This window comes from Blastococcus sp. SYSU DS0669, assembly GCF_054050895.1.
Genome location: NZ_JBJHAE010000016.1, coordinates 24,376 through 47,706, shown reverse-complemented (window position 1 = coordinate 47,706; position 23,331 = coordinate 24,376). Strand labels below are relative to the sequence as shown.

Sequence of the window (23,331 nt, the reverse complement as noted above, 5' to 3'; positions counted from 1 at the left end):
TTAGCGTTGAGACATCTCTACGGGAAGCGTCCCGCCGGCATTCGCTCCGCGCCCATGCGACCGGACCGGCGAGATCAGGCGCCCCGGTTCAGCTCCGCGATGATCCGGTCCATGGTCCAGCGGCGGGGACGGGCACGGCGCGCCCGGCCGGCGCTGCGGAAGGTGGCCCGGTCGGCGACGCGGCGGGCGAGGCCGGATCGCGTGGTGGTGCCGGTGGTGGTCTGCTGCGCAGCGGAGGTGGTCACGTCGGGTGCCTGCTTCTCGTCGTCGTCCGGGTGGTTCCCGTACCGATTCAACGACTGCGCGGCCCGCATCCTGTGCCGATCTGCTGTGACTCCTGGCACGACCGGGCCCCACGCTGGTGAGATCGGCCACCCGTGCTGCCAGGAGCGGGCCCGGCCCCCGGCTCAGTCGGCGAGCGCGCGCAGGATCCGGGCCAGCGCGGCGCGGTCCTCGGGCCCCAGGCGGGCGAACAGCTCCGCGGAGTCGGCGGCGCGCGCCCGCCCCACCTCCGCGCGCACCCGCCGGCCCTCGTCGGTGGCGCGCAGCAGCACCGCCCGCCGGTCGCCCGGGTCGGCCGTCCGCTCGACCAGCCCGCGCTCCTGGAGCCCGTCGGCCACCTCGGTCGCGGAGCGGGGCGCGATGTGCAGCGCCTCCGCGAGGTCGGAGAGCCGCACGCCGTCGCGTTCGCAGACCACCCGCAGCGCCCGCGCCTGGTGGGGAGAGAGCTCCCAGGGGGCGAGCGCGTCCCGCCAGCGGCGGCGCTGGGTGCGGGCGACGCGCATCAGCAGGTCGCCGAGCTCACCGGTCCCGTCGTCCGCCACGGGGGAATGGTAACGGCGGTGCGGCGGTTCCCGGACAGTGAGGTAACCTCAGCAACGGAGGTGGCGACATCAGCGAGATGATGACCGGCGGCGGCGGCGGTGGCCGTGGCGGTGGCGGTGGCGGTGGCTCCGGCCGCAGGCCCGATCCGGCCGACCTCGCCCAGCTCGAGCGGTCGCCGGTGCGCTGGAGCCGGGTGGCCGCGCTGTTCCGCCCGTACCGCTGGCAGCTCGCCGTCGTCGTCGCGCTGATCGTCGCGTCGTCGGCCGTGGCGCTGGCCACACCGTTCCTCATCCGCCTGGTCATCGACGAGGCGATCCCCGGCCAGGACGTGCCCCTGCTGCTGTGGGCCGTCGGCGGGATGCTCGCCGTCACCGTGGTGACCGCGGTCTTCGGGGTCGTCCAGACGTGGATGAGCACGACCGTCGGCCAGCGGGTCATGCACGGTCTGCGGACGGCGGTCTTCACCCATCTGCAGCGCCAGTCGCTGGGCTTCTTCACCCGCACCAAGGGCGGCGAGGTGCAGTCGCGGCTGATGAACGACGTCGGCAGCATGCAGTCGGTGGTCACCTCGACCGCCACCTCCTTCGCCTCGAGCGCGACCACCGTCATCGGCACCGTCGTGGCCATGGTGGTGCTCAGCTGGCGGCTGTCCCTGCTCTCGCTGATCGTGCTGCCGCCGGCCGTCTGGCTGACCCGCCGGGTCGCCCGCATGCGCCGCACCCTCACCGCCCAGCGGCAGCGGCACCTGGCCGACCTGCACTCCCAGGTGGAGGAGGGGCTGAGCGTCAGCGGTGTCCTGCTGGGCAAGACCCTCGGCGCCGGGCCGGCGCAGTCCCAGCGCTTCGCCGGCACCTCGGAGTACCTCGTCGACCTCGAGGTGCGCTCGCAGCTCGCCGGCCGCTGGCGGATGGCCACGATGAGCGTCGTCTTCGCCGGCATCCCGGCGCTGATCTACCTGGCCGCAGGCCTGCCGGCGACGTCGGGCGGCATGACCATCGGCACCCTGGTCGCCTTCACCACCCTGCAGGGCGCGCTGTTCCGCCCCCTCATGCAGCTGCTCGACATCGGCGTCTCGCTGACCGCCTCGATGGCCCTGTTCAGCCGGGTGTTCGAGTACCTCGACCTGCCCGTCGACATCGACGACCCCGCCTACCCCGTGCCGGTCGAGCCGGCGGCGGTTCGCGGCGAGGTGCGTCTCGACCACGTCGGCTTCCGCTACCCCGACGGCGTCCGCCCCGCGCTCGACGACGTCGACGTCACCGTGCCCGCGGGCTCCACCCTGGCGCTGGTGGGCGAGACCGGTTCGGGCAAGAGCACGCTCGCCTCGCTGGTGGCCCGCCTCAACGACCCCACCACCGGGCGGGTGCTGATCGACGGCGTCGACATCCGCGACCTGCGGCTGGCCGACCTCGCCCAGGTCGTCGGCGTCGTCTCCCAGGAGACCTATCTCCTGCACGGCACCGTGCGCGAGAACCTGCTGCACGCCCGTCCCGACGCCACCGATGCCGAGATCGTCGACGCCGCCCTCCGCGCGCAGGTGCACCACGTCATCGCCGCGTTGCCCGACGGCTACGACACCGTGGTCGGGGCGCGCGGGCACTGCTTCTCCGGCGGGGAGAAGCAGCGCCTGGCGATCGCCCGCACGCTGCTCCGCGACCCGCGGGTGCTGGTGCTCGACGAGGCGACCAGCGCGCTGGACAACGAGACCGAGCGCGCCGTGCAGGCCGCCCTCGACGAGGTGGCGCGCGGCCGGACGACGATCACCATCGCGCACCGGCTCTCGACCGTGCGCGACGCCGACCGCATCGTGGTGCTCGACGCCGGCCGGGTCGTCGAGCAGGGCACCCACGAGGAGCTCCTGGCGCTCGGTGGCCGGTACGCCCGGCTGGCCGGGATCGCGCAACGGGACGCCGTCCTCGCCGGCTGACGGGGTGGGCCGTCAGCCGGCCACCGGCTGCATCGCCACCAGGGCGTCGGCCTCGCTCGCCAGCCGGCGGCGGTACCCCGGCGCCAGGACCGGGTTGAGGAGGGCGAGCACGCCGGTCAACCGCACGTCGACCTCCAGGACGACGGTGCAGCCCCCGTCCGGCTCTGGGACGACGGTGCGCCGCCCCTCCACCGCGACCTGGGCGTTGCCGCCGGCGAAGGACGCCGACCGCTCCTCCCCGGCGGTGATCGTGGTCGGGGTGACGAAGGTGCGGCCGCCGAACCGCAACCACTCCGTGATCCGCTGACCGACGCGGGCCCGGCCCGGCGGCTCGACCTCCATCCGGGTCACCGCAGCGCGCCACTCGCCGTCCCGCGACCAGTCCAGCACCAGCGCGGCGGCCTCGTCGGCCGGCCAGGTCAGCCGGCGGCTCTCCACGGTGCGGCTCACGACGCCACCTCCCGCGCCACCGGCTCCCCCCAGAACTCGTCGACGGCGTACTGGTCGCGGCTGTGCAGCCAGGACTCCGCGATCCGGCCGTCGCGCAGCCGGGCGACGTGGGCCAGGTTGTTCTCCAGGGGCCGGTCGCGGTCGGGGCGGGTGGCGGTGTAGGTCGCCAGGGCCACGCCCCACTCGCCGTCGTCGAGGACGCGGTGGACGGTGAGCCGCAGCGTCCCGCCGGTCACCTCCGCCGCGTGGCCGACGAACGCCAGGACGGCGTCGCGGCCGGTGTAGGTGCCGGTGTTGGTGCTGCGGCCGGGCACGTGCAGCACGGTGTCCTCGGTCAGGTTCTCGGCGGCGCGGGCCAGGTCGCCCGCGGCCAGGGCGTCGTACCACCGCGTCAGGGGTGATGCCATCTCGTCCTCCAGGGAGTCGTCCCCCGTGCCGGTCGGTGTCGGAAAACGACGGATCGTTTCGACGTCGAAAGCATGCTCGCTCTTCATTTCGATGTCAAACTCTTCCTGTGCGGGATGGAGCAGGTGACGCGGTGGACCAGATGGTGGCCCAGTGGCGGGCGGAGCGGCCCGACGTCGACCCCTCGTCGATGGCGGTCTTCGCCCGTCTGACGCGGGCGCACGTGGCGGCGTCGCGGGCGATCGAGGCGACGCTGGGCGGCCACGGCCTCAACCGGGGAGAGTTCGACGTGCTCGCCTCCCTGCGGCGGTCGTCGGCGCCCTACCGCCTGTCGCCGGGGGACCTCGCCCGCGCCCTCGTGCTCTCCCCCGCGGCCATGACGAACCGGCTGCAGCGGCTCGAGGAGCGCGGCCTCGTCGTCCGCCGGCCCGACCCCGAGGACGGCCGCTACGGGGTCGTCGAGCTGACCGCGGCGGGGAAGGCGCTGGTCGACCAGGCGGTCACCGATCACGTGGCCACCCTCGACCGGCTGCTCGCGGACCTGCCGGGGGCCGACCGGCCGACGTTCACCGCCGCGCTGGCGTCGGTGGAGCGCAACGCCGCCGGCTGACCCGCGCGCGTCCGGCGGGGGTGATGAACGACGCACCGCGGAATCACGCGCGCGCGCCCGCCGGTTGCGCGGGACATGGACCTGTTCTCCCCCGTGCGGCTGGGCGAGCTCGAGCTCGCCAACCGCGTCGTCATGGCCCCGCTCACCCGCATGCGCTCCGGCCGCGCCGCGATCCCCCGCGACGTCGTCGTCGAGCACTACGAGCAGCGCGCCGGGGTGGGCCTGATCATCACGGAGGGGACCTTCCCGAACGACGAGTCCCGCGCCTTCGCCGGGCAGCCCGGCATCGTCACCGACGAACAGGCCGCCGGCTGGCGACGGGTGGCCGACGCCGTCCACGCCCGCGGCGGCCGGATCGTCATGCAGGTCATGCACGGCGGGCGCGTCTCGCACCCCGAGCTGACCGGGACGCGCGTCGTCGCCCCCAGCGCGATCGCGATCGACGGCGAGGTGCACGTCGGCGGCGGGGCCAAGCTGCCCTTCCCCGTCCCGCACGCGCTCACGACCGAGGAGGCGCGCGCGACGATCGCCGACTTCGTCGCCGCCTCCCGCCGCGCCGTGGACGCCGGCCTGGACGGCGTGGAGCTGCACGGCGCCAACGGCTACCTGCTGCACGAGTTCCTGTCCCCGGCGTCCAACCGGCGGGACGACGTCTACGGCGGCAGCCCGGAGAACCGGGCCCGGTTCGTGCTGGAGCTCGCCACCGCCGTCGCCGAGGAGGTGGGCGCCGGGCGCGTGGGCCTGCGCATCTCGCCGGAGCACAACATCCAGGGCGCCCTGGAGACCGACCGCGCCGACGTGCTGGCCACCTACGGCGCTCTGGTGGACGGGCTGCGGCCGCTGGGCCTGGCCTACCTCAGCGTGCTGCACGTCGAGCCCGCCGGCGACCTGGTGCAGGAGCTGCGCCGCCGCTTCGGCGGGCCGCTGATCGCCAACAGCGGCTTCGGCACGGTCACCACCCGCCAGGAGGCCGTGCGGCTGATCGACGCCGCGCACGCCGAGGCCGTCGCCGTGGGCCGGCCGGTGCTCGCGAACCCCGACCTGGTGGAGCGGTGGGCCGGGGAACACCCGGAGAACGACCCCGACCCGCGGACCTTCTACACCTCGGGCCCGGAGGGCTACACCGACTACCCCACGCTGGCTGCGGCGGGGCGCTGAGCAGCGGCGGGCCGGGCGGAGCGCCGCCCGGCCCCCGTTGCGCTCAGCTCAGTCCAGGTCGGCCTGCCACAGGTCGGGGCCGAAGACCTCGTACTGGATGTCCTTCGCCGGGACGCCGCGGTCGATGAGCGTGCTGCGCACCGCCTGCATGAACGGCAGCGGGCCGCAGAGGTAGTAGACGGCGCCCGACGGCAGGTCGACCTGCGAGAGGTCCATCTGACCGGCGTGCACGCCCGCGACCGGCAGCGAGCAGTCGGCACCCTGCTCGAACCAGACGTGCACCGAGGCGTTGGGCAGCTTCTGCACGTCGTCGACGACCTGCTGCCGCAGCGCCCACGACGACTCGTCCACATCGGCGTGCCACAGCCGGACGTCCAGACCCGAGCCGGCGTGCGCCAGGTGGGAGAGCATCCCGGCCATCGGGGTGATGCCGATGCCGGCGCTGACGAAGATCACCGGGCGCCCGGAGTCGTCGAGGACGACGTCGCCGAAGGGCACCGAGAGCTCCAGCCGGTCGCCGACGCCCACCGCGTCGTGCAGGAGGTTCGACACCTCGCCGTCGGGCTTGCCGTTCCCCTGGACCCGCTTGACCGAGAACTGGCGGTGCTCGCCGTCGTCGGCGCGGGTGAGGCTGTACTGCCGCGGCTGCCGGACGCCGTCGGGCATGACCGGGCGCACCGTCACGTACTGGCCGGGCAGCGAGGTCTTCACCAGCCGGTCGTCGACCCGCTTGACCTTGAAGGTGACGACGTCGCCGGTCTCGGGGGTCTTCTCGGTGACCTCCCACTGCCGCCAGACGGTGTCCGGGCGGACGCCCCTGGCGCTGTAGAGCCCGCGCTCCTGGTTGATCAGCGCGTTCGCCATCAGCCAGTAGACCTCGTCCCAGGCTGCGGCGACCTCCGGGGTGACGGCGTCGCCGAGGACGTCGACGATCGCCCAGAAGAGGTTGTCGTGCACCACCCGGTACTGCTCCGGGGTGACGCCGAGCGAGGTGTGCTTGTGCGCGATGCGGCTCATCAGGTGCTCGGGGAGCCGGTCCGGGTGGTTGACCAGCGCGCTGGCGAACACCGCCACCGAGCCGGCGAGCGCCACCTGCTGCGTGCCCTCGGCCTGGTTGCCGCGGTTGAACGTGCCGTCGAGCAGCTCGGGGTGTTCCCCGAAGAGATGCGCGTAGAACCGCTGCGCGATCTCCTGGATGTTCTCCGCGACGACCGGCAGCGTGGCCTGGATGACGGGTGCGGACCTGTCGGACAGCATGCGGATCTCCTTCCCCCTCGGTCTCCGGTACCCCGGCCACGTTAGGCAACACCGGGTGCTGGGGCAGGTCCGGAACGTTCCCCGAGACGGGCACCGCGCCGTATGGTCACCGCTCGGGCGCGGAACCGAGCCGTCCGATGAGTGCCAGGAGCGTGCCCCGATGTCTGCGCAGGAAGGCTGGGCGCGACCGTGCGGCTCCAGCCCTGCTGCTCCGGACATCCGGCTCGCGCACGCCTTCGTGGAGGCGGTGGACGCGCTGCTGTGCATCGTCGACTCGGACGGCCGCGTCGTGCTCGCCAACCCCGCCATGCAGCGCTTCACCGGGCTGGACCGCGACGCGCTGCTCGGCCGGCGGTTCGTCGACGTGTGGGTGCTCCCCGCCGACGTCCCCCACGCCGAGGAGGCCCTGCGGTCGGCGATGCAGAGCGGCGAGGCCTACCCGGTGGAGGCCGACTGGGTCGCCGCCCACGGCGAGCTGCGGCGGATCACCATGCGCAACACCGTCCTGCTGGACGACGACGGGCGGCCGTACGCGATCGCCTGCGTGGGCCTCGACGTCACCGAGGAGCGGGCCCGGGAGGCCCGGCTGCACGAGCAGACCCGCACCGACCCGCTCACCGGCGTCGCCAACCGCGGGGCGCTGTTCGAGGAGCTCACCCGGCGACTGCAGACCAGCGGGTGCGGGCTGCTCTTCTGCGACCTCGACGAGTTCAAGGCGGTCAACGACGAGTACGGGCACGGGGTGGGCGACCGCCTGCTCGCCGAGGCGGCCACGCGGCTGGTCGAGGTGGCCGGGCCGGACCACGTGGTGGCGCGCTTCGGGGGCGACGAGTTCGTGATCCTCAGCAGCGAGGCGAACGAGGCAGCGCTGGCCGACCTCGCGCGGCGCGTGGTCGCCCGGCTGGGCACGCCCTTCCCGGGGCCCGAGGAGCGGCTGGTGATCGGGGTGAGCGTCGGGGCGACCATCGGGCGCTCGGGGGAGCCCGCCGACGACGTCATCGCCCGGGCGGACCGCGCGATGTACGGGGCCAAGAGCACCCAGCGGCGGCGGGCGCGGCGGCTGCCCTGAGCCGGCGGCGATGAGTTCGGGGGAGCGCGGCCGTCTACCCCGCGACATCCGTCCCCGCGCGAAGGAGAGCCCCGTGCGCCCGCTCGTCGTCACCACGTTCCTGACCCTCGACGGGGTCATGCAGGCACCCGGCGGACCGGAGGAGGACACCTCCGGCGGGTTCGGCCACGGCGGGTGGCTCGTCCCGTTCTTCGACGAGGCCATGGGCGCCCGGATGGAGTCGTGGTTCGCCCCCGCGGAGGACTTCCTGCTGGGCCGCGGGACGTACGAGATCTTCGCCGCGCACTGGCCGAAGGCGCCGACGGAGGGGGACCCGGTCGGCACCGCCCTCAACACCAAGACCAAGCACGTGGCGTCCCGCACGCTCACCGGGCCGCTGGAGTGGGACACCGCGCGGCTGCTCGAGCGCGACGTGCCCACGGCGGTGCGGGCGCTGACGGAGCAGGACGGCGGCGAGCTGCAGGTCCACGGCTCGGCGGGGCTGGTGCAGACGCTGCTGCGCGAGGACCTCGTCGACGAGCTCCGGGTGATCACCTTCCCGGTCGTCGTGGGCGGCGGGAAGCGTCTCTTCACCGAGGGCGCCGCGGCACGCACCTGGCGGCTGGCGTCGTCCGAGGTGACCTCCACGGGCGCGGTCATGGCGGCCTACCAGCGGGTCGGAGACCTGCAGACCGGGGACTTCAGCCTGCCCGAGTGAGCCGGCGGGTTCCACGTGGAACCCGCCGCCCGGCCCAGGGCCGGCGGCCGGCAGGGCACGCGCGGTGTCGTGCGGGAGCGGGGACGACCCGGGGACCGGCGGCGGCTGCGAGCGGGCACCTGGTGGGCCGGCCGCGCGCGGTCGTGGACCCCGGACGGGTGGCGCAGCAGGCCCGGGCCGGGGAGTGTGGCCCATGATCGGTTCGGGCGCGACGACGAGGTCGCGGGTGAGCGAGGAGGGTCCATGGCGGAGGTCCACGGCAGGTGCGACGAGCGGTTCGCGGGGGTGCGCGAGGCGCTGGCGCAGCAGCTGGACGGCGAGGAGCTCGGCGCATCGGTCGCCGTGGACCTCGACGGCGAGACCGTCGTCGACCTCTGGGGCGGTCACCGCGACGAGGCCCGCACCCTCCCGTGGTCCGAGCACACGATCGTCAACGTCTGGTCGACGACGAAGTGCGTGGTGGCGCTGGCCGCGCTCGTGCTCGTCGACCGCGGCGAGCTGGACCTCGACGCCCCGGTGGGGGACTACTGGCCGGAGTTCTGCGCGAAGGGCAAGAAGGACGTGCGGGTGCGGCAGCTGCTGTCGCACACCTCCGGCGTCTCCGGCTGGGAGCAGCCCTTCTCCATCCGCGACATGTACGACTGGACCTCGGCCGTCGAGCGGCTCGCCCAGCAGTCGCCCTGGTGGGAGCCGGGGACGGCGTCGGGCTACCACGCCAACAACCAGGGGCACCTGGTCGGCGAGGTCATCCGGCGGATCACCAACACGACGTTCAAGAAGTTCGTGGCCGACCGCATCGCCGACCCGTTGGGCGCGGACTTCCAGATCGGTGCGCGCGAGTCGGAGGTCTCCCGCATCGCGCCGGTGGTGGCGCCGCCGCCCCCGGACGTCGACCCGCGCACGCTGGACCCCGAGTCGGTGGCCGTGAAGACCTTCACGGGCCCCACCGCGTCGGCGAAGGCGGCGAACACCCCGCAGTGGCGGGCCGCGGACCTGGGGGCGCTGAACGGCCACTCGAACGCCCGCGGCGTGATGCGGGTGCTGCGGACGCTCTCGCTCGGCGGTGAGGCCGGCGGGGTGCGGCTGCTCTCGCCGGAGACCGTGGAGAAGGTCTTCGAGGTGCAGGCCGACGGCGTCGACCTGGTGCTCGGCGCTCCGTTCCGCTGGGGGACGGGCTTCTGCCTGGGCTCGCCGACGGTGCCCTACGTGCCCGAGGGCCGGACCTTCTTCTGGGGCGGCTGGGGCGGTTCGCTGGCGGTGATGGACCTGGACCGGCGACTGACGATCACCTACATGATGAACCGGATGGGCGGCGGGCTGATCGGCTCGCCCCGCAGCGAGGCCTACGTCCGGGCCGTGTACGACGCGCTCGGCTGATGGAGCTCGACGACGTCCTGCCGCGGCCGGAGCACGTCACCCGGCAAGCGCGCTGGATCGCGGCCGAGCCGGCGGTCGTCTGGGACGCGCTGCACGCCGTCCGGCTCTCCCGGCTGCCGGTGACGCTGGTGCTCGGTGCCGCCCGCTTCCTGCCGGTGGTGCTCTCCGGCCGGGGGCTCGGGCAGCTCCACGACCGGCCGTTCCTCGACGCCCTCCCGGTGCCGCTGCTGGACGCCGAGGCGCCGTCGTCCGTGGTGTTCGGCGGCCCCCTGCAGGCCTGGCGGCTCGACGGCGGCGACGACGGGCCGGTGCTCGACGCCGACGGGTTCCGCCGGTTCACCCAGCGCGGCTGGGTCAAGGCGGCGATCGACTTCCGGCTCACCCCCCGCGGCAGCGGGACGGAGCTGAGCTCGGAGACCCGCGTCATGGCCACCGACGCGGTCACCCGGCGCCGGTTCGACCGCTACTGGCGGCTGATCCGGCCGGGCAGCTCCGCGGTCCGCTGGGAGGTGCTGACGGCGGTCGAGCTCCGGGCCACCGGCCGCCTGCCCTGAGCCCGCCCGCGGAGCTCATCGCCCGGGCCCGTCGGGGAGGATCTGCCCATGGTGTGGACCGAGGCCGACATCCCCGGCCTGGGCGGGCGCACCGCGGTGGTGACCGGAGCGAACGGCGGGCTGGGCCTGCAGACGTCGCTGGCCCTCGCCGGCGCCGGCGCGCACGTGGTCCTCGCCGCGCGCGAGCCGCGGAAGACCGACGCCGCGGTCGCGCGGATCGCCGAGCGGTACCCGGCCGCGTCGCTCGAGGTCGTGCCCCTGGACCTGGGGGACCTCTCGGCGGTGGCGACGGCGGCGCAGCGGGTGCTCTCGGCCCACCCGCGCGTCGACCTCCTCGTGAACAACGCCGGCGTGATGGCGATGCCGCAGCGCACCACCACCGACGGGTTCGAGCTGCAGTTCGGGGTGAACCACCTCGGGCACTGGGCGCTCACCGCGCACCTGCTCCCGGCGCTGCTGGCGGCGCCGGCGGCACGCGTGGTGACGGTGACGAGCACGGCGCGCCACCGCGCCCGGCGGCTGGACCCGGCCGACCCGCACCTGCGGCAGGGCTACGGGGCGTGGGCCTCCTACGCCCGGTCCAAGATGGCCAACCTGCACTTCGGGCTGGGCCTGCACGAGCGGTTCTCCCGGGCAGGGGTGGCGGCGCAGAGCCTCGTCGCGCACCCGGGCCTGTCCAACACCGATCTGCAGGCGCGCTCGGTGCGGGAGGGCGGCGCCGGGTGGGTGGGCGCGTTCTTCGAGGCGCTGACGGCCCGGTCGGGGATGGCGCCGTTCGAGGGCGCCCGGCCGCAACTGCGCGCGGCGACCGATCCGCAGGCCCGGGGCGGGGAGCTGTACGCGCCCCGGTTCGGCTCCCACGGCCCGGCGGTGCGGCGGCCGGTCCTGCGCCGGCGCGGCCTGCAGGAGCAGATCGACGTCCTGTGGGAGGTGTCGGCACGGCAGACCGGCATCCCGCTGGAGGTGCCGCAGGCCTGACCCGCTACCGGGCCGCGGGCTCCGCGAGATCGGGGCCCGGGGAGGCCGCCGGCCCGGTCTCCCCGACGTCGGGGTCAGCGGGGGAGCGGGCCGTGCCCCGGCTCGGCCTCGTCGGCGACCCGCCGCTCGGTTCCGCGGCCCACCCGCTCCCCGCAGACGTCGCACACCCACGAGGCGGCGATGCGGTGCCCGTGGTGGTGCAGCTCGACCGGCGGGGTGTCCGCGACGTAGCGGTCGCCCCACTGCATGAGCGCCTGGAGCACCGGCAGCAGGTCGCGGCCGGCCTTCGTCAGGTGGTAGCCGGCCCGTGGCGGGCTCTGGCTGTACTCCCGGCGCTCCAGGACCCCTGCGTCCACGAGCGCGCCGAGGCGGACCGCCAGCCGCTCCCGCGGAGCACCGGTGCCGCGCAGGATCTCGCTGAACCGGTGCGCGCCCAGCGACACCTCGCGGACGATCAGCAGCGCCCACCTGTCGCCGACGACGTCCAGCGCGCCCGCGATGGAGCACCGCCGGCCCGGGAGCCCGTCGAGTCGCGTCGTCATGCCACTAGGTTCGCATATCGAACCGACTCGTGTAGCGTCCCGGCTCAGTCGGTTCGGATGTCGAACCGCTTTGGTCCGGGGGTGCGCATGAGCACGACGGTGGAGCCGCAGGCAGCGCGGGGGACCCGGCCGGGGCTGGTCCTGCTCGTCGTGTCGGCGGCGGTCTTCCTGGCCAGCCTCGACCTGTTCATCGTCAACGTGGCGTTCCCGGCGCTGAGCCGGTCGCTGGACGCCTCCACCGCGGCGCTGTCCTGGGTGCTCAACGGCTACACGATCGGCTTCGCCGCCCTGCTCGCCCCGGCGGGCCGGGTCGCCGACCGCATCGGCCGGCGACGGGTCTTCCTCACCGGGCTCGCGACGTTCGGCGCCGGGTCGCTGGGCTGCGCCCTGGCCTGGGACGTCGGCAGCCTGGTCGCCTTCCGCGTCGTCCAGTCCACCGGTGCCGCCCTGGTGACGGCGACGTCGCTCGCGCTGCTGCTGCACACCTTCCCGCCGGCCCGGCGGGCGCACGCGATCGCGATCTGGTCCGCCGTCGGCGGGGTCGCCGCCGCGCTGGGGCCGCCGATCGGCGGGCTGCTGGTCGAGGCCTCCTGGCGGTGGGTGTTCCTGGTGAACCTGCCCGTCGTCGTCGCGGCGCTGGTCGTGGGCCTGCGGGTGCTGCCCGAGTCGCGGGACGGGTCCGAGACCCGCCGCCCGGACGTCGTCGGCACCACCATGCTGGTGCTCGCCGTCGGCCTGCTCGCCTACGCCCTGGTCGAGGCCCCCGAGCGGGGCTGGGACGACGCCGTCGTGATCGGGTCGTTCGCCGCGGCCGTGGTCGGCGCCGTGCTCGTCGTCGTCCGGGCGGCCCGGGCCCCGGCGGGCACGGTGCCGGTGCTGCCGCTGCGGCTGTTCCGGGCGCGGGCGTTCTCGCTGGCCTGCCTGTCGATCGCCGCCTTCATGGCCGCCTTCGCCGCCATGCTGCTGGGGAACGTCCTCTGGCTGACCGGCGGCTGGGGCTACACCGCGGTCGAGGCCGGCTTCGCGCTGGTGCCGGGCCCGCTGCTGGCCGCGCTGGCGGCGGTGCCGGCCGGGCGGCTGGGGGCCCGGGTGGGTTGCGGGGTCGTGGCGGCGGCCGGGACGGCGCTGTTCGCGCTCGGGTCGCTGTGGTGGCTCACCGAGGTGGGCGGCGAGGCCGAGTACCTGACCGCCTTCCTGCCCGGGCAGCTGCTCGCCGGGCTGGGCGTCGGGCTCACGCTGACCAACCTCTCGGCGGCGGCGGCGTCCGCCCTGCCCCCGGGCGCCCTGGCCACCGGGACCGCCACCTTCGGCGCCGCCCGGCAGCTCGGCGCGACCCTCGGCGTCGCCCTGCTGCTGGCCGCGGTCGCCCGCAGCGGCGGCGAGCTCCCCGGCGCCGACCGCGGCTGGCTGCTCGTCGTCGTCCTCGCCGCCGGGGCCAGCGCGCTGGCGCTCGCCATCGGCCGCGCCCAGCACCCCGATCTCCGTCCCGTTGCCCGAGAGGAAGCCCCATGACCGCCGTGACCACCGCCGGACGCCGGCTCTCGTTCGACCCCACCTGGCGGTCGTTCACCAGCACGCAGGGTGGGCTGGTCGTCGGCCACCTGCTGGCCGCGGCCGGCGAGCTCGCGGGGGCCGCACCGCGCGCGGTGACCGCGCACCTCACCGGCGGGGTCGCCGCCGACCTCGAGGCCGAGGTGGGCGCCGTCGCCGATCGGGCCGGCCGCACGGGCAGCGTGCGCGCCGAGCTGCGGCAGGGCGGCGAGCTGAGAGCGGTCGCGCAGGTCCTCACGCTGGCCCGCCCGGCGTCGCCGGGCGTCGAGCACGGGGCGCCGGCGGAGCAGCCCCGGGTGGCCGACGGCGTCCCGTTCGAGCTGCCGCGCGAGTACGTGCCCGTGGCGGAGCACACCGAGATCCGGGCGCTGGGGGCCGCGCGCCCGCTGGGGGGTGGTGTCGAGCCGCGGCTGCACGCGTGGGTGCGCATCCGGGGCGCGGAGCTGGCGCCCCTGGTCCAGCTGGGCGTGCTCCTGGACGCGCTCCCGCCGTCGCTGTTCGCCGTCCGCACCCTGCCCGCGGCCATGCCGACCGTGGAGCTGACCGCGCACCTGGCCGGGCCGGTGCCGGCGACGGGGGCGTGGGTGCGGGTGGACCAGCGGACCGTGTGGTGCGACGACGACGTGGCGGTCGACGACGTGGAGCTGCGCGCGGAGGACGGCGCGCTGGTCGCCCTGGGCCGGCAGACCCGGCGGCTGCTCGTCGGCTGAGCCGCCGGTGTGGCGTCCGGTCCAGGCAACGCTGGAGCTCGCCCAGGGGGAACCGGTGAGGCAGTCGGTGCTCGTGCTCGCCGGCTGGGTCGTCTCCGCGGTGGCCGGCTGGGTAGTCACCTCGCGGCGCGCTGCGCCTACCGGCCGGCGGCGCGCTGCTCCATGCGCTGCCGGCGGTCGGCAGGCATGCCCGGCCCGGGCAGCGCCCGCACCTCGGCCGGCTCGTCGACCGGGCCGCAGGTCGCGCAGACCACCTCGTGGGTGACGGCCGATCCGCAGGTCGCGTGGCGGTAGAGGACCGGCGGGCCGTCGGGGGCTGCCCAGCGGTCGCCCCACTCGGTGAGCGCGATGAGCGCGGGGGCGAGGTCGCGGCCCTTGGCCGTGAGGAGGTACTCGTAGGCCTCGGGCTGCTCGGAGTAGCGGCGCCGCTCCATGATGCCGGCGGCCACGAAGCCGTCGAGCCGCGACGCCAGGACGTTGGTCGCGATGCCCAGGCTCCGCTGGAAGTCGCCGAACCGCGTCGACCCGGCGAACAGCGCGTTCCGGACGATCAGCACGCTCCAGCGCTCACCGACCACCTCGAGCGCCCGCGCGATGGAGCACACCTCGGCGTCGTACGTCCTGCCCAGCATGCCGACCAGCGTACCCAGCCACTTGCATCACGAAAGCGCGCTCCCTAGAGTGACTTGCGTCATGCAAGTCCCTCGCTGATCGGAGCGCCATGGACGAGACGAGCTACCGCACGAGCTTCACGGTCGACCGCACGCCGGAGGAGGTGACCGAGGCCGTCGCCGACGTCCGCAGCTGGTGGATGACCCAGGTCCAGGGCAGCGCCGAGGCGGTCGGGGACGAGTTCGGGTACGAGGTGGCGGGCGTCCACCGCGTGCGCATGAGGGTCGAGGAGCTGGTGCCCGGCCGGACGGTCGTCTGGCGGGTGGTCGACAACTGGTTCGGGTTCGTCCAGGACCAGCGGGAGTGGAAGGACACCGCGATCCGGTTCGACGTCTCCGCCGTGGACGGGGGGACGGAGCTCCGGTTCACCCACGCCGGGCTGACCCCCGCCGACGAGTGCTTCGACGTCTGCTCGGCGTCCTGGGACCGCTACGCCGCGGAGAGCCTGCGGCGCCGCATCACCACGGGCACCGGCACGCCGGGGTCGGACGACGAGGCGACCCGGTCGCGCGCGCCCCAGCACGCGGGATAGGAACCGGGCGAGCGGTGCCCCTCCGCTCGGGAGGGGCACCTGCCACGTCAGCGCTTCGGGCCGTGCGCAGCCTTGGACAGCGGCTCCCAGGCGCGCCACTCGGCCAGCCGGGACTCGTAGTCGCGGGTGGCGATCGACAGCGGGCCGTCGCCGAAGAAGACGCGCAGCGGCGGGTTCTCCATGTCGACCAGCTGGAGCACGGCCTCGCGGGTGGCCAGCGGGTCACCGGGGTTGCCGGCGCGGGCCTTGCGCGCCTCCGCGGCCTGCACCCGGAAGTCGTCGTAGGCGGGTTCCGGGGCGGCGTGCCGTGCCGAGGATCCGGCCCAGTCGGTGGCGTAGGCGCCGGGCTCGATGATCGTGACCTTGATGCCGAAGCCGGCGACCTCCGCGGCCAGTGACTGGCTGAAACCCTCCAGCGCCCACTTGGAGGCGTTGTAGATGCCGATGTTCGGGAAGGCGCTGATCCCGCCGATGCTGCTCACCTGGAGGATGTGGCCCGACCCCTGGGCGCGCAGGTGGGGCAGCGCCGCCTGGGTGACGAACAGGGCCCCGAAGACGTTGGTGTCGAACTGGGCGCGGGCCTCGGCCTCGCTGACCTCCTCCACCATGCCGAACTGGCCGTAGCCGGCGTTGTTGACGACGACGTCGAGCCCGCCGAAGTGCTCGCGCGCCTGCTGCACGGCCGCGAAGACGGCGTCCCGGTCGTCGACGTCGAGCCGGATCGGCAGCACCCGGTCGCCGAACTGCTGCACCAGGCCTTCGAGGCTCGCCGTGTCGCGGGCGGTGGCGGCCACGTTGTCACCGCGTTCGAGGGCGGCGATCGACCACTCGCGGCCGAAGCCGCGGGATGCGCCGGTGATGAACCAGGTCTTGGCCATGCGGGGGTCTCCTTCGTCGGGCGTCCGCCGTCGTCAGCGCGTGCGTCCCCCGTCCTGTTCCGGCGCGGGCACCTCGGAAACCTGGGCTGCGTCGGGAGGCGGGCCGGGGGCCGCCCTCCCTAGGCTCGGGCGATGGAACCCGCCGACCTGCTCTCCCTGCGCTCCGACGAGCGCGCCGCCCTGCTCCTGATCGGCCTGCGGGGCGACTGGTAGCCGTACTGCTGCGCCCAGGCGGTCCGCCTGGCCCGGTCGACCTCCCGCCTCGCCGACGCCGGCACCGAGGTGGTGCTCGCCTCCACCGACCCACCTGAGGTGCAGGCGGCGATGAACCGCACCTGGCACCTGCCGTTCCGGTGGGTGAGCGATCCGGACGGCTCGCGGCTGGCGAAGCCGCTGGACGCGTGGAACCCGGATCGGCAGATCTTCAAGCCGCTCGTCGTCGCGGTGGCGCCGGACGGTCGGGAGGTGTTCCGCGAGCTGTCGCGCGACTTCACCGACCGCCCGGACGACGAGCCGGTCCTCTCCGCCCTCGAGTCGCTGGGCCTCGACCCGGTACCGGTCCTGCCCTGGGAGCCGGACGTCGAGCCGCAGCCCACGGAACGGGCCTTCAAGCCGCAGTCGTTCATCCCGTACTTCCGTGCGATCAAGATGAACACGGGCGCGCTGGCGGAGCGGATGGTCGACGAGCGCGACCGCGAGCAACTGCTCACCGAGCACCGGATGGCCGACTCGTTCCTCGCCGCCTTCGACGAGTGGCGGGCCGAGCACCCGCCGCACCGCCAGTAGCGGGGCTCGGGTCCCCCACCGCCGCCCGTCGGCTCGGGCGGTCGCCCTCTGCCCACTCCTGGTGGGCAGAGGGCGACTGGTCCGGGCAGTGCTGCCGCGGCGCCGCGGCGACCAGGAGGGCCCGGCCGGGGCGCCCGCGCCCCGGGCTCAGCGGCGACCGAGGCGGTAGCCGACCAGGATGCCGATCAGCGTCAGCACCGCGCCACCCACGGCGCCGAGCGCCAGGGTCTGCACGTCGCCGCCCACACCGGCCGGAGCGGCGGCGCGGCCGGCGAACACCGCCGGCGCGGCCTCGGCCGCCGGGGCGGGGTGCTTGGCCGCCGTGTCCGCCTCCGCCGTCGAGCTCACCGCGGCCGCGGACGGCACCGCCACCGCCGGCACCGCGGCACCGGTCAGCTCCGCGTCGATCGCCTTGAAGAACTGCCCGGCCATCCGCTTGGCGACGCCGGTGATCATCCGCTGCCCCACGCCCGCCACGGGGCCGCCGATGACGGCGTCCGCGGAGTAGGTCAGGTTCGTCGCGCCGTCCTCGGCGGGGGACAGGTCGATCCGCACCGTCGCCCGCGCGTTCCCCGGGGCGCCCGCGCCGGATGCGTGCATCACGTAGGAGGACGGCCGCTGCTGGTCCGACAGGCGCACCTCGCCCGCGTAGGTCCCCTTGATCGCCCCCACGCCGACGGAGACGTTCATCTTGTACTCGTCGTCCCCGACCTGCTCCAGGGTCTCGCAGCCGGGGATCGTGCGCGCCAGCACCGCCGGGTCGGTGATGACGGCCCACACCTTCTCGGGGTCGCCGTGCAGCACCGCAGAGCCGTCGAGCTTCACGCCATCACTCCAGTCCCCGCCCGGCGCCCGGCCGTGGCGGTCATCTCCGAATCAGGGGAACGCACCAGGTCGTACAGCTCGGTCGGGGAGATCGGCATCGAGGCGATCCGCCGGCCCACCGCGTCCTCGATCGCCGAGGCGAGCGCCGCCGTCCCCGGGATCACACCGGCCTCGCCGGCGCCCTTGATCCCCAGCGGGTTCAGCGGCGAGGGCGTCTGCTGGTGGTCGATGTCGATGTCGGGCACCTCGGAGGCGTACGGCATCAGGAAGTCCATGAACGAGGCGTTCTGGAGCTGCCCGTCGGCGTCGTAGGCCATCCGCTCGTACAGCGCGCCGCCGATGCCCTGGGCGACGCCACCGTGCACCTGCCCCTCGACGATCATCGGGTTCACCACGTTGCCGCAGTCGTGCACGACGGCGTACTTCACGACGTCGATCTCCCACGTCGCCGGGTCGATCTCCACGATCGCCGCGTGCGCGCCGGACGCGAACGTCGACCGGATCGGCGAGTAGTAGTCGCGGTGCTCCAGCCCCGGCGCGTCGCCCACGGCGACCGGCGGCTTGTCGTCGTCGCCGGCCTTGGCGAACTGCGTCGCCTGCTTGGCCGCCTCGTCGAAGGCGTAGCGCAGCGGGTTGGACAGGACGGCGACGGTGCGCAGCGGGATGGATGTCCCCGGCACGCCCTTCACCTGCACCAGGCCCTCGTCGATCTCGAGGTCCTCCGGCGAGGCCTCCAGCACGTCTGCGGCGATCCGCAGCGCCTTCTCCCGCACCCCGCGGGCGGCCAGCGCGATCGCGTTGCCGCTCATCACCGCGGCCCGGGAGGCGAACGTGCCGACGGCGTACCCGAAGCGCCGGGTGTCCCCGGTGGTCACCTCGACGTCCTCGATCGGCACCCCGAGCTCGCTCGCGACGATCTGCGCGAAGGCCGTCTCGTGCCCCTGGCCCTGCGAGGTGAGACCGGTCGACACCAGCACCTTGCCGCTGCCCAGGACCTGCACGTGCCCGCCCTCGTACGGCCCGGGGCCGGTGCCCTCCACGTACAGCGCCATCCCGACGCCGAGCAGCCGGCCGCGCGCCTCGGCGTCGGCCCGGAGCTCCTCGGCCGCCGACCAGCCGACCAGCGCCTTCAGCTTCTCCAGCAGCCCCGGGTAGTCGCCCGAGTCGTAGATGACCGGCCGGCCGTCCTGGAACGTCAGGTGGTGGTCGTAGGGGAACTGGTCGGGCCGGATCAGGTTGCGCTCGCGCACCAGTGCCCGGTCCAGGCCCAGCTCGTCGGCGATGCGGTCCATCGTCCGCTCCATCGCGTAGCAGCCCTGGGGCCGCCCGGCGCCGCGGTACGGCGTCACGATGACGGTGTTGGTGAAGACCGACTCCACGATCACCCGGTACACCGGGATCGCGTACGGCCCGACCAGCTGGGTCGCCGTCACGATCGGCACGATGATCCCGTAGGGCGTGTAGGCGCCGTTGTCGTGCCAGATGTGGACGTCGAGAGCGGTGACCCGGCCCTCGTCGTCGTAGCCGACGGTGATCTCCTGCCGCTGCTGGCGCTCGTGGGCCGAGCCGATGAAGTGCTCGCGCCGGTCCTCGGTCCACTTCACCTCGCGGCCCAGGGCGATGGCGGCCATCGGCACCAGCAGCTCCTCGGGCCACGGGTGGACAATCTTCACGCCGAACCCGCCGCCGACGTCGGGCGCGATCACCTCGACCGTGTCCAGCGAGAGCTCCAGCTTCGCCGCGATCGCCGCGCGCACCGACGTCGACGCCTGGGTGCTCGTGTAGACCCGCAGCGAGGAGTCGTCGGCGTCCCACTTCGCGTGCACGCCCTTCCCCTCCATGGGCATGCAGGCGCTGCGCTCGATGTACTGGGTGAAGGAGAGCGTCCGCGGCGAGGAGGCCAGCACCGGCTCGACGTCGCCGGTCTCCTGGTGGTGCCGGGCCGCGACGTTGTCGGGGATCTCCTCGTGCACCGCGTGCTCCGCGGCGCGCGCGGCGTCCACCCCGACGACGACGGGCAGCTCCTCGTAGGTGACGACGATGCGGTCGCAGGCGTCCTCGGCGACGTACCGGTCGGTGGCCACGACCATGACCACCGGCTCGCCGACGTGGTTGACCTCGCCGTTCGCCAGCGGGAACCCCGTGCGGGGTGAGTGCAGCTGGGGGTGGGGGATGAGGACCGGCAGCGGCTCGGCCATCGGGCCGGTGAGGTCCTCGTAGGTGTAGATCGCCACCAGGCCCTCGACGTCCAGCGCCTCGTCCACGTCGATCGAGACGATCCGGGCGTGCGCGTGCGGCGAGCGCACGAAGGCGGCGGCCAGGGCGTCGTGCCCGATGTCGTCCAGGTAGCGGCCCTTGCCGGTGATCAGCCGCTGGTCCTCCCGCCGGCGGACCGGCTCGCCGAAGAGCTTGGTGGTCATGCGTCGCCGTCCCGCATCGCGGCGGCCGCGTGGTGCACGGCCTTCTTGATGTTGGCGTAGCCGGTGCACCGGCAGAGGTTGCCGCCGACCATGTCGTCGACCTCCTCCTCGGTGAGCTCCTCGGAGTTGTCGCGCCCTTCGAGCCCGGCCGCGATCGTCATGAGGAAGCCCGGTGTACAGAAGCCGCACTGCAGGGCGTGGCACTCGCGGAAGGCCTCCTGGACCGGGTGCAGCACCTGCCCGCCCTGGTGGTCCCCGCGCGCCAGCCCCTCGACCGTGCGCACCTCCGCGCCGTCCACCTGCACGGCGAGCATCAGGCACGAGCGCACCGGGGCCCCGTCCACGACCACCGTGCAGGCCCCGCAGACGCCGTGCTCGCAGCCGACGTGCGTGCCGGTCAGCCCGAGGTCGTGGCGCAGCGCGTCGGAGAGCAGCCGGCGCACCGGTACGGTCGCTTCACGTGGAACACCGTTCACGGTGACGGTGATGGTCCGCTCGGTGTCGATGCTGGTCATGTCGCCTTCTCCCCGGCCTCGGCAGCCGCCGAGGTCAGCGTTCGCTCGGTGAGCACCCCCACCAGCAGGCGCCGGTAGTCGGCGCTGGCGTGGATGTCGGTGTCCGGGTCGACCAGGGTGCGCGCGAGCGCCCCGGCGGCGGCCCAGTCGGCCTTCTCCACCGGAACCCCGGCGACGGCCTCGGTCAGGTCGTGCACCTCGGGGGTCAGCCCCACCGAGACGTAGGAGGCCAGCACGCGCTCCACCCGCCGGTCCTCGGAGAGGGTGACGACGACGCCGGCTCCGCAGACCGCGTAGTCGCCCTTGCGCCGCGCGACCTCCGCGAAGGCGGTGCCCGAGCGCGGCGGCAGCGCGGGGAAGGTTGCCGCGGTGACGACGGCGCCGGGGGCGATCGAGGTCTCCAGCGGCCCGACGAAGAAGTCGCGCCAGCCGACCTGCTCGGTGCCGGCCGTCGTCGCCACGGTGACCGAGCCGTCGGTCAGCGCCAGCACCGAGGTCATCTCGCCCGAGGGGTCGGCGTGGGCGATCGAGCCCACGGTGGTGCCCCGGTTGCGGATCGCCGGGTGGGCGACGTTGGCGGTGGCGCGGCCCAGCAGCGGCTGCACCCCGGCGGCGCCCTCGTGCCGGAGCAGTGCGCCGTGGCGGACGAGCGCCCCCACCGTCACGCCGTCGTCGGTCACCTCGACGGTGTCCAGACCGGGGATCCGGTTGATGTCGACCAGCGTGGTCGGCGCCGCCAGGCGCATGGAGAGCAGCGGCAGCAGGGACTGGCCACCGGCGAGCACCTTGGCGCCCTCGTCGGACAGGACCGCCAGGGCCTCTCCCAGGGTGCTGGGATCGGCGTAGCGGAAGGGGGCGGGCTTCACCGGCTCCGGTCACCTCCGTGCTCGCTGCGAGACGTCACTCTGTCACCGGCGGGAGGGTGGGCGAAAGTACCTCAGTGCTAAAACTTCGTCGCGAGTTTCCGTAGCGGACGGTTCCGGGCGGCGGCGCCGGTGGCCGACGCCCGTCCGCAGACGCACGCCGCCCCCGGTGCCGGACGGTGGGTCCGGGCGCCGGGGGCGGCGGGAGAACGGGTCAGCGGTTGCGGCTGTCCGTCCCTGGGGTGTTGCCACCCAGCACGCCGGGGCGGCCCACCTCGTCGACCGACGACGGGTCGGAGCTGACCTCGTCGCCGGCGTCGTGGCCGAAGGTGCTGCCCGCGGCCGGGTGCGCGCCCTCGCGGAGCAGCGCGGCCTTCATGTCGGCCGGCGCCAGCGCCCGCGCGACGTGCCAGGCGACGACCGCGACGATCGACCCGAGGGCGATGCCGGTCAGCGAGAACTCGTCGGAGAAGACCAGGGTCACGTTGCCGATGCCGATGATGATCCCGGCGGCCAGCGGCACCAGGTTGATCGGGTTGGCGAAGTCGACCCGGTTCTCCTTCCAGATCTTGGCGCCGAGCAGGCCGATCATCCCGTAGAGGACGACGGTGATCCCGCCGAGCACCCCACCGGGGACGATGCTGATCAGCGCGCCGAACTTGGGGATCAGCCCCAGCAGGATCGCCACGAGCGCCGCGACGTAGTAGGCCGCCGTCGAGTAGACGCGGGTGGCCGCCATGACGCCGATGTTCTCGGCGTAGGTGGTGGTGGGGGAGCCGCCGACCGAGGTGGCGACGACGGTCGCGATGCCGTCGGCCGCGACCGCGCGGCCCATGTACGGGTCGAGGTCGCGCTTGGTCATCTCCGCGACCGCCTTGACGTGGCCGGCGTTCTCCGCCACCAGGGCGATCACCGCGGGGATGACCAGCAGGCTGAAGTTCAGCGAGAAGGTCGGCCCGGTGAAGTCGGGGAGGCCGAACCAGTCGGCGTCGGCGACCGAGTCGAAGTTGATCCGGTCGCGGGTGGACTCGGCGCCGGTGCCGTCGGGCGAGGTGATCGGGCCGGCCGTGACGTCCAGCAGCACCGAGAGCAGGTAGCCGAAGATCAGGCCCAGCAGGATCGAGATGCGGGCGAGGAAGCCGCGCAGCGCCAGCGAGGCGACGATCACGAACGTCATCGTGGCCAGGGCGACCCACTGGTCCTGCGGCCAGTAGATGCCCGCGGCGACCGGGGCGAGGTTGAAGCCGATCAGCATGACGACGGCGCCGGTGACGGCCGGGGGCAGCACCTTGTTGATCAGCCCGAGCCCGGCGAAGTGGATCAGCACACCGACGAGGGCCAGGACGATGCCGGCGATCAGCAGCGCGCCGACGACGTCGCTCGAGTCACCGCCGTTGGCCCGGATCGCCGCCACACCGCCGACGAAGGCGGCGCTGGTGCCCAGGTAGCTCGGTACCCGGTTCTTCACGATCAGCAGGAAGATGATCGTGGCGACGCCGCTCATCATGATGGCGAGGTTGGGGTCCAGGCCCATGATGATCGGGAAGACGAAGGTCGCCCCGAACATCGCGACGACGTGCTGCGCGCCGATCCCGGCGGTGCGCGGCCAGGAGAGGCGTTCGTCGGGGGCGACGGCCTCTCCCAGTGGGGGCGTCTTACCGTCCCCGTAGAGCTTCCACCCGAACGACATGAGTGCCTCCTCGACGTGCACTTCCGATGTGGTCCGGTGC

Annotated in this window: 24 protein-coding genes and 1 pseudogene; 12 read left to right on the top strand and 13 right to left on the bottom strand. The window is 74.2% G+C overall.

Translation table 11 applies throughout. The features are described 5' to 3' along the window. Nucleotides 1-74: 74 nt before the first annotated feature. Nucleotides 75-245 (bottom strand): hypothetical protein, encoded by a 171-nt coding sequence (locus ACI792_RS15415; protein ID WP_456603364.1) that lies wholly within the window; start codon nucleotides 243-245, stop codon nucleotides 75-77. A 162-nt stretch (nucleotides 246-407) separates the two neighbouring features. Beyond that, the gene (locus tag ACI792_RS15410) at nucleotides 408-824 is read right to left on the bottom strand and encodes a MarR family winged helix-turn-helix transcriptional regulator (protein ID WP_456603363.1); all 417 of its coding nucleotides are present in this window, start codon (nucleotides 822-824) and stop codon (nucleotides 408-410) included. Nucleotides 825-904: 80 nt separating this feature from the next. Between ACI792_RS15410 and ACI792_RS15405 the strand changes: the two genes are divergently transcribed. Then, nucleotides 905-2,752 carry an ABC transporter ATP-binding protein gene (locus ACI792_RS15405; protein WP_456603362.1) on the top strand — a complete coding sequence of 616 codons (1,848 nt, stop codon included), beginning with the start codon at nucleotides 905-907 and terminating at the stop codon, nucleotides 2,750-2,752. A gap of 12 nt (nucleotides 2,753-2,764) precedes the next feature. Here the strand turns inward: ACI792_RS15405 and ACI792_RS15400 are convergent, their stop codons facing one another. Together ACI792_RS15400 and ACI792_RS15395 are read right to left on the bottom strand one after the other, a co-directional pair. Further along, complete coding sequence (locus tag ACI792_RS15400; protein WP_456603361.1) at nucleotides 2,765-3,202, bottom strand: SRPBCC family protein; 438 nt, start codon at nucleotides 3,200-3,202, stop codon at nucleotides 2,765-2,767. Next, nucleotides 3,199-3,609: a nuclear transport factor 2 family protein gene (locus ACI792_RS15395; protein WP_456603360.1), complete on the bottom strand. Its 411-nt coding sequence runs from the start codon at nucleotides 3,607-3,609 to the stop codon at nucleotides 3,199-3,201. The genes ACI792_RS15400 and ACI792_RS15395 overlap by 4 nt, the downstream gene beginning before the upstream one ends. 140 nt (nucleotides 3,610-3,749) lie before the next feature. Between ACI792_RS15395 and ACI792_RS15390 the strand changes: the two genes are divergently transcribed. Further along, nucleotides 3,750-4,217, top strand: a complete 468-nt coding sequence (locus tag ACI792_RS15390) for a MarR family winged helix-turn-helix transcriptional regulator (RefSeq protein ID WP_456603404.1) — start codon at nucleotides 3,750-3,752, stop codon at nucleotides 4,215-4,217. A gap of 75 nt (nucleotides 4,218-4,292) precedes the next feature. Continuing rightward, on the top strand, nucleotides 4,293-5,375 hold the full coding sequence (locus ACI792_RS15385) for an alkene reductase (protein WP_456603359.1): 1,083 nt from the start codon (nucleotides 4,293-4,295) through the stop codon (nucleotides 5,373-5,375). A 48-nt stretch (nucleotides 5,376-5,423) separates the two neighbouring features. Here the strand turns inward: ACI792_RS15385 and ACI792_RS15380 are convergent, their stop codons facing one another. Continuing rightward, complete coding sequence (locus ACI792_RS15380) at nucleotides 5,424-6,632, bottom strand: globin domain-containing protein (RefSeq protein WP_456603358.1); 1,209 nt, start codon at nucleotides 6,630-6,632, stop codon at nucleotides 5,424-5,426. 160 nt (nucleotides 6,633-6,792) lie between these two features. Between ACI792_RS15380 and ACI792_RS15375 the strand changes: the two genes are divergently transcribed. The 5 genes from ACI792_RS15375 to ACI792_RS15355 all read left to right on the top strand — a co-directional run bounded on the left by ACI792_RS15375 (nucleotide 6,793) and on the right by ACI792_RS15355 (nucleotide 11,307). After that, nucleotides 6,793-7,701 (top strand): diguanylate cyclase domain-containing protein, encoded by a 909-nt coding sequence (locus ACI792_RS15375; RefSeq protein WP_456603357.1) that lies wholly within the window; start codon nucleotides 6,793-6,795, stop codon nucleotides 7,699-7,701. Between the two features lie 73 nt (nucleotides 7,702-7,774). Then, nucleotides 7,775-8,398 (top strand): dihydrofolate reductase family protein, encoded by a 624-nt coding sequence (locus ACI792_RS15370; protein ID WP_456603356.1) that lies wholly within the window; start codon nucleotides 7,775-7,777, stop codon nucleotides 8,396-8,398. Nucleotides 8,399-8,641: 243 nt separating this feature from the next. Further along, complete coding sequence (locus tag ACI792_RS15365; RefSeq protein ID WP_456603355.1) at nucleotides 8,642-9,775, top strand: serine hydrolase domain-containing protein; 1,134 nt, start codon at nucleotides 8,642-8,644, stop codon at nucleotides 9,773-9,775. Continuing rightward, nucleotides 9,775-10,329 carry a hypothetical protein gene (locus ACI792_RS15360; RefSeq protein ID WP_456603354.1) on the top strand — a complete coding sequence of 185 codons (555 nt, stop codon included), beginning with the start codon at nucleotides 9,775-9,777 and terminating at the stop codon, nucleotides 10,327-10,329. The genes ACI792_RS15365 and ACI792_RS15360 overlap by 1 nt, the downstream gene beginning before the upstream one ends. A gap of 48 nt (nucleotides 10,330-10,377) precedes the next feature. Then, nucleotides 10,378-11,307 (top strand): SDR family NAD(P)-dependent oxidoreductase, encoded by a 930-nt coding sequence (locus ACI792_RS15355; RefSeq protein ID WP_456603353.1) that lies wholly within the window; start codon nucleotides 10,378-10,380, stop codon nucleotides 11,305-11,307. A gap of 74 nt (nucleotides 11,308-11,381) precedes the next feature. Here ACI792_RS15355 and ACI792_RS15350 read toward each other — a convergent pair whose 3' ends face one another. Continuing rightward, nucleotides 11,382-11,849 (bottom strand): winged helix-turn-helix transcriptional regulator, encoded by a 468-nt coding sequence (locus ACI792_RS15350; protein ID WP_456603352.1) that lies wholly within the window; start codon nucleotides 11,847-11,849, stop codon nucleotides 11,382-11,384. An 87-nt stretch (nucleotides 11,850-11,936) separates the two neighbouring features. Here ACI792_RS15350 and ACI792_RS15345 point away from each other — a divergent pair, with 87 nt between their 5' ends. Then, nucleotides 11,937-13,361, top strand: a complete 1,425-nt coding sequence (locus ACI792_RS15345; protein WP_456603351.1) for an MFS transporter — start codon at nucleotides 11,937-11,939, stop codon at nucleotides 13,359-13,361. Continuing rightward, entirely contained in the window at nucleotides 13,358-14,110 is a 753-nt protein-coding gene (locus ACI792_RS15340) for a thioesterase family protein (protein ID WP_456603350.1), read from the top strand. The genes ACI792_RS15345 and ACI792_RS15340 overlap by 4 nt, the downstream gene beginning before the upstream one ends. Nucleotides 14,111-14,247: 137 nt before the next feature. On the opposite strand, the gene ACI792_RS15335 is transcribed toward ACI792_RS15340, so the two are convergent. Next, nucleotides 14,248-14,742: a winged helix-turn-helix transcriptional regulator gene (locus ACI792_RS15335; RefSeq protein WP_456603349.1), complete on the bottom strand. Its 495-nt coding sequence runs from the start codon at nucleotides 14,740-14,742 to the stop codon at nucleotides 14,248-14,250. Nucleotides 14,743-14,831: 89 nt separating this feature from the next. On the opposite strand from ACI792_RS15335, the gene ACI792_RS15330 reads away from it, so the two are divergent. Beyond that, complete coding sequence (locus ACI792_RS15330; protein ID WP_456603348.1) at nucleotides 14,832-15,314, top strand: SRPBCC family protein; 483 nt, start codon at nucleotides 14,832-14,834, stop codon at nucleotides 15,312-15,314. 47 nt (nucleotides 15,315-15,361) lie between these two features. Here the strand turns inward: ACI792_RS15330 and ACI792_RS15325 are convergent, their stop codons facing one another. Continuing rightward, the gene (locus ACI792_RS15325; protein ID WP_456603347.1) at nucleotides 15,362-16,192 is read right to left on the bottom strand and encodes an SDR family oxidoreductase; all 831 of its coding nucleotides are present in this window, start codon (nucleotides 16,190-16,192) and stop codon (nucleotides 15,362-15,364) included. Nucleotides 16,193-16,417: 225 nt separating this feature from the next. On the opposite strand from ACI792_RS15325, the pseudogene ACI792_RS15320 reads away from it, so the two are divergent. After that, nucleotides 16,418-16,978, top strand: a pseudogene (locus ACI792_RS15320) (peroxiredoxin family protein); the annotation flags it as partial. 147 nt (nucleotides 16,979-17,125) lie between these two features. On the opposite strand, the gene ACI792_RS15315 reads toward ACI792_RS15320, so the two are convergent. The 5 genes from ACI792_RS15315 to ACI792_RS15295 form a co-directional block, all read right to left on the bottom strand. Then, a complete protein-coding gene (locus tag ACI792_RS15315) occupies nucleotides 17,126-17,803 on the bottom strand; it encodes an SRPBCC family protein (protein WP_456603346.1) in 678 nt (225 codons plus the stop codon). Further along, nucleotides 17,800-20,223, bottom strand: a complete 2,424-nt coding sequence (gene cutA, locus ACI792_RS15310) for an aerobic carbon-monoxide dehydrogenase large subunit (protein WP_456603345.1) — start codon at nucleotides 20,221-20,223, stop codon at nucleotides 17,800-17,802. Before cutA ends, ACI792_RS15315 begins: the two co-directional genes overlap by 4 nt. Further along, nucleotides 20,220-20,738, bottom strand: coding sequence for a (2Fe-2S)-binding protein (locus ACI792_RS15305; RefSeq protein ID WP_456603344.1), 519 nt, complete (start codon nucleotides 20,736-20,738; stop codon nucleotides 20,220-20,222). Before ACI792_RS15305 ends, cutA begins: the two co-directional genes overlap by 4 nt. After that, nucleotides 20,735-21,604, bottom strand: coding sequence for an FAD binding domain-containing protein (locus ACI792_RS15300; RefSeq protein ID WP_456603343.1), 870 nt, complete (start codon nucleotides 21,602-21,604; stop codon nucleotides 20,735-20,737). Before ACI792_RS15300 ends, ACI792_RS15305 begins: the two co-directional genes overlap by 4 nt. A gap of 211 nt (nucleotides 21,605-21,815) precedes the next feature. Then, nucleotides 21,816-23,291 carry a uracil-xanthine permease family protein gene (locus tag ACI792_RS15295; RefSeq protein ID WP_456603342.1) on the bottom strand — a complete coding sequence of 492 codons (1,476 nt, stop codon included), beginning with the start codon at nucleotides 23,289-23,291 and terminating at the stop codon, nucleotides 21,816-21,818. Between the last annotated feature and the right edge of the window lie 40 nt (nucleotides 23,292-23,331).

Coding starts and splice junctions, on each gene's coding strand:
- ACI792_RS15405 (WP_456603362.1), top strand. CDS start 905: ATGACCGGCGGCGGCGGCGGTGGCCGTGGCGGTGGCGGTGGCGGTGGC.
- ACI792_RS15395 (WP_456603360.1), bottom strand. CDS start 3,609: ATGGCATCACCCCTGACGCGGTGGTACGACGCCCTGGCCGCGGGCGAC.
- ACI792_RS15390 (WP_456603404.1), top strand. CDS start 3,750: ATGGTGGCCCAGTGGCGGGCGGAGCGGCCCGACGTCGACCCCTCGTCG.
- ACI792_RS15385 (WP_456603359.1), top strand. CDS start 4,293: ATGGACCTGTTCTCCCCCGTGCGGCTGGGCGAGCTCGAGCTCGCCAAC.
- ACI792_RS15380 (WP_456603358.1), bottom strand. CDS start 6,632: ATGCTGTCCGACAGGTCCGCACCCGTCATCCAGGCCACGCTGCCGGTC.
- ACI792_RS15375 (WP_456603357.1), top strand. CDS start 6,793: ATGTCTGCGCAGGAAGGCTGGGCGCGACCGTGCGGCTCCAGCCCTGCT.
- ACI792_RS15365 (WP_456603355.1), top strand. CDS start 8,642: ATGGCGGAGGTCCACGGCAGGTGCGACGAGCGGTTCGCGGGGGTGCGC.
- ACI792_RS15360 (WP_456603354.1), top strand. CDS start 9,775: ATGGAGCTCGACGACGTCCTGCCGCGGCCGGAGCACGTCACCCGGCAA.
- ACI792_RS15355 (WP_456603353.1), top strand. CDS start 10,378: ATGGTGTGGACCGAGGCCGACATCCCCGGCCTGGGCGGGCGCACCGCG.
- ACI792_RS15350 (WP_456603352.1), bottom strand. CDS start 11,849: ATGACGACGCGACTCGACGGGCTCCCGGGCCGGCGGTGCTCCATCGCG.
- ACI792_RS15345 (WP_456603351.1), top strand. CDS start 11,937: ATGAGCACGACGGTGGAGCCGCAGGCAGCGCGGGGGACCCGGCCGGGG.
- ACI792_RS15340 (WP_456603350.1), top strand. CDS start 13,358: ATGACCGCCGTGACCACCGCCGGACGCCGGCTCTCGTTCGACCCCACC.
- ACI792_RS15335 (WP_456603349.1), bottom strand. CDS start 14,742: ATGCTGGGCAGGACGTACGACGCCGAGGTGTGCTCCATCGCGCGGGCG.
- ACI792_RS15330 (WP_456603348.1), top strand. CDS start 14,832: ATGGACGAGACGAGCTACCGCACGAGCTTCACGGTCGACCGCACGCCG.
- ACI792_RS15325 (WP_456603347.1), bottom strand. CDS start 16,192: ATGGCCAAGACCTGGTTCATCACCGGCGCATCCCGCGGCTTCGGCCGC.
- cutA (WP_456603345.1), bottom strand. CDS start 20,223: ATGACCACCAAGCTCTTCGGCGAGCCGGTCCGCCGGCGGGAGGACCAG.
- ACI792_RS15305 (WP_456603344.1), bottom strand. CDS start 20,738: ATGACCAGCATCGACACCGAGCGGACCATCACCGTCACCGTGAACGGT.
- ACI792_RS15295 (WP_456603342.1), bottom strand. CDS start 23,291: ATGTCGTTCGGGTGGAAGCTCTACGGGGACGGTAAGACGCCCCCACTG.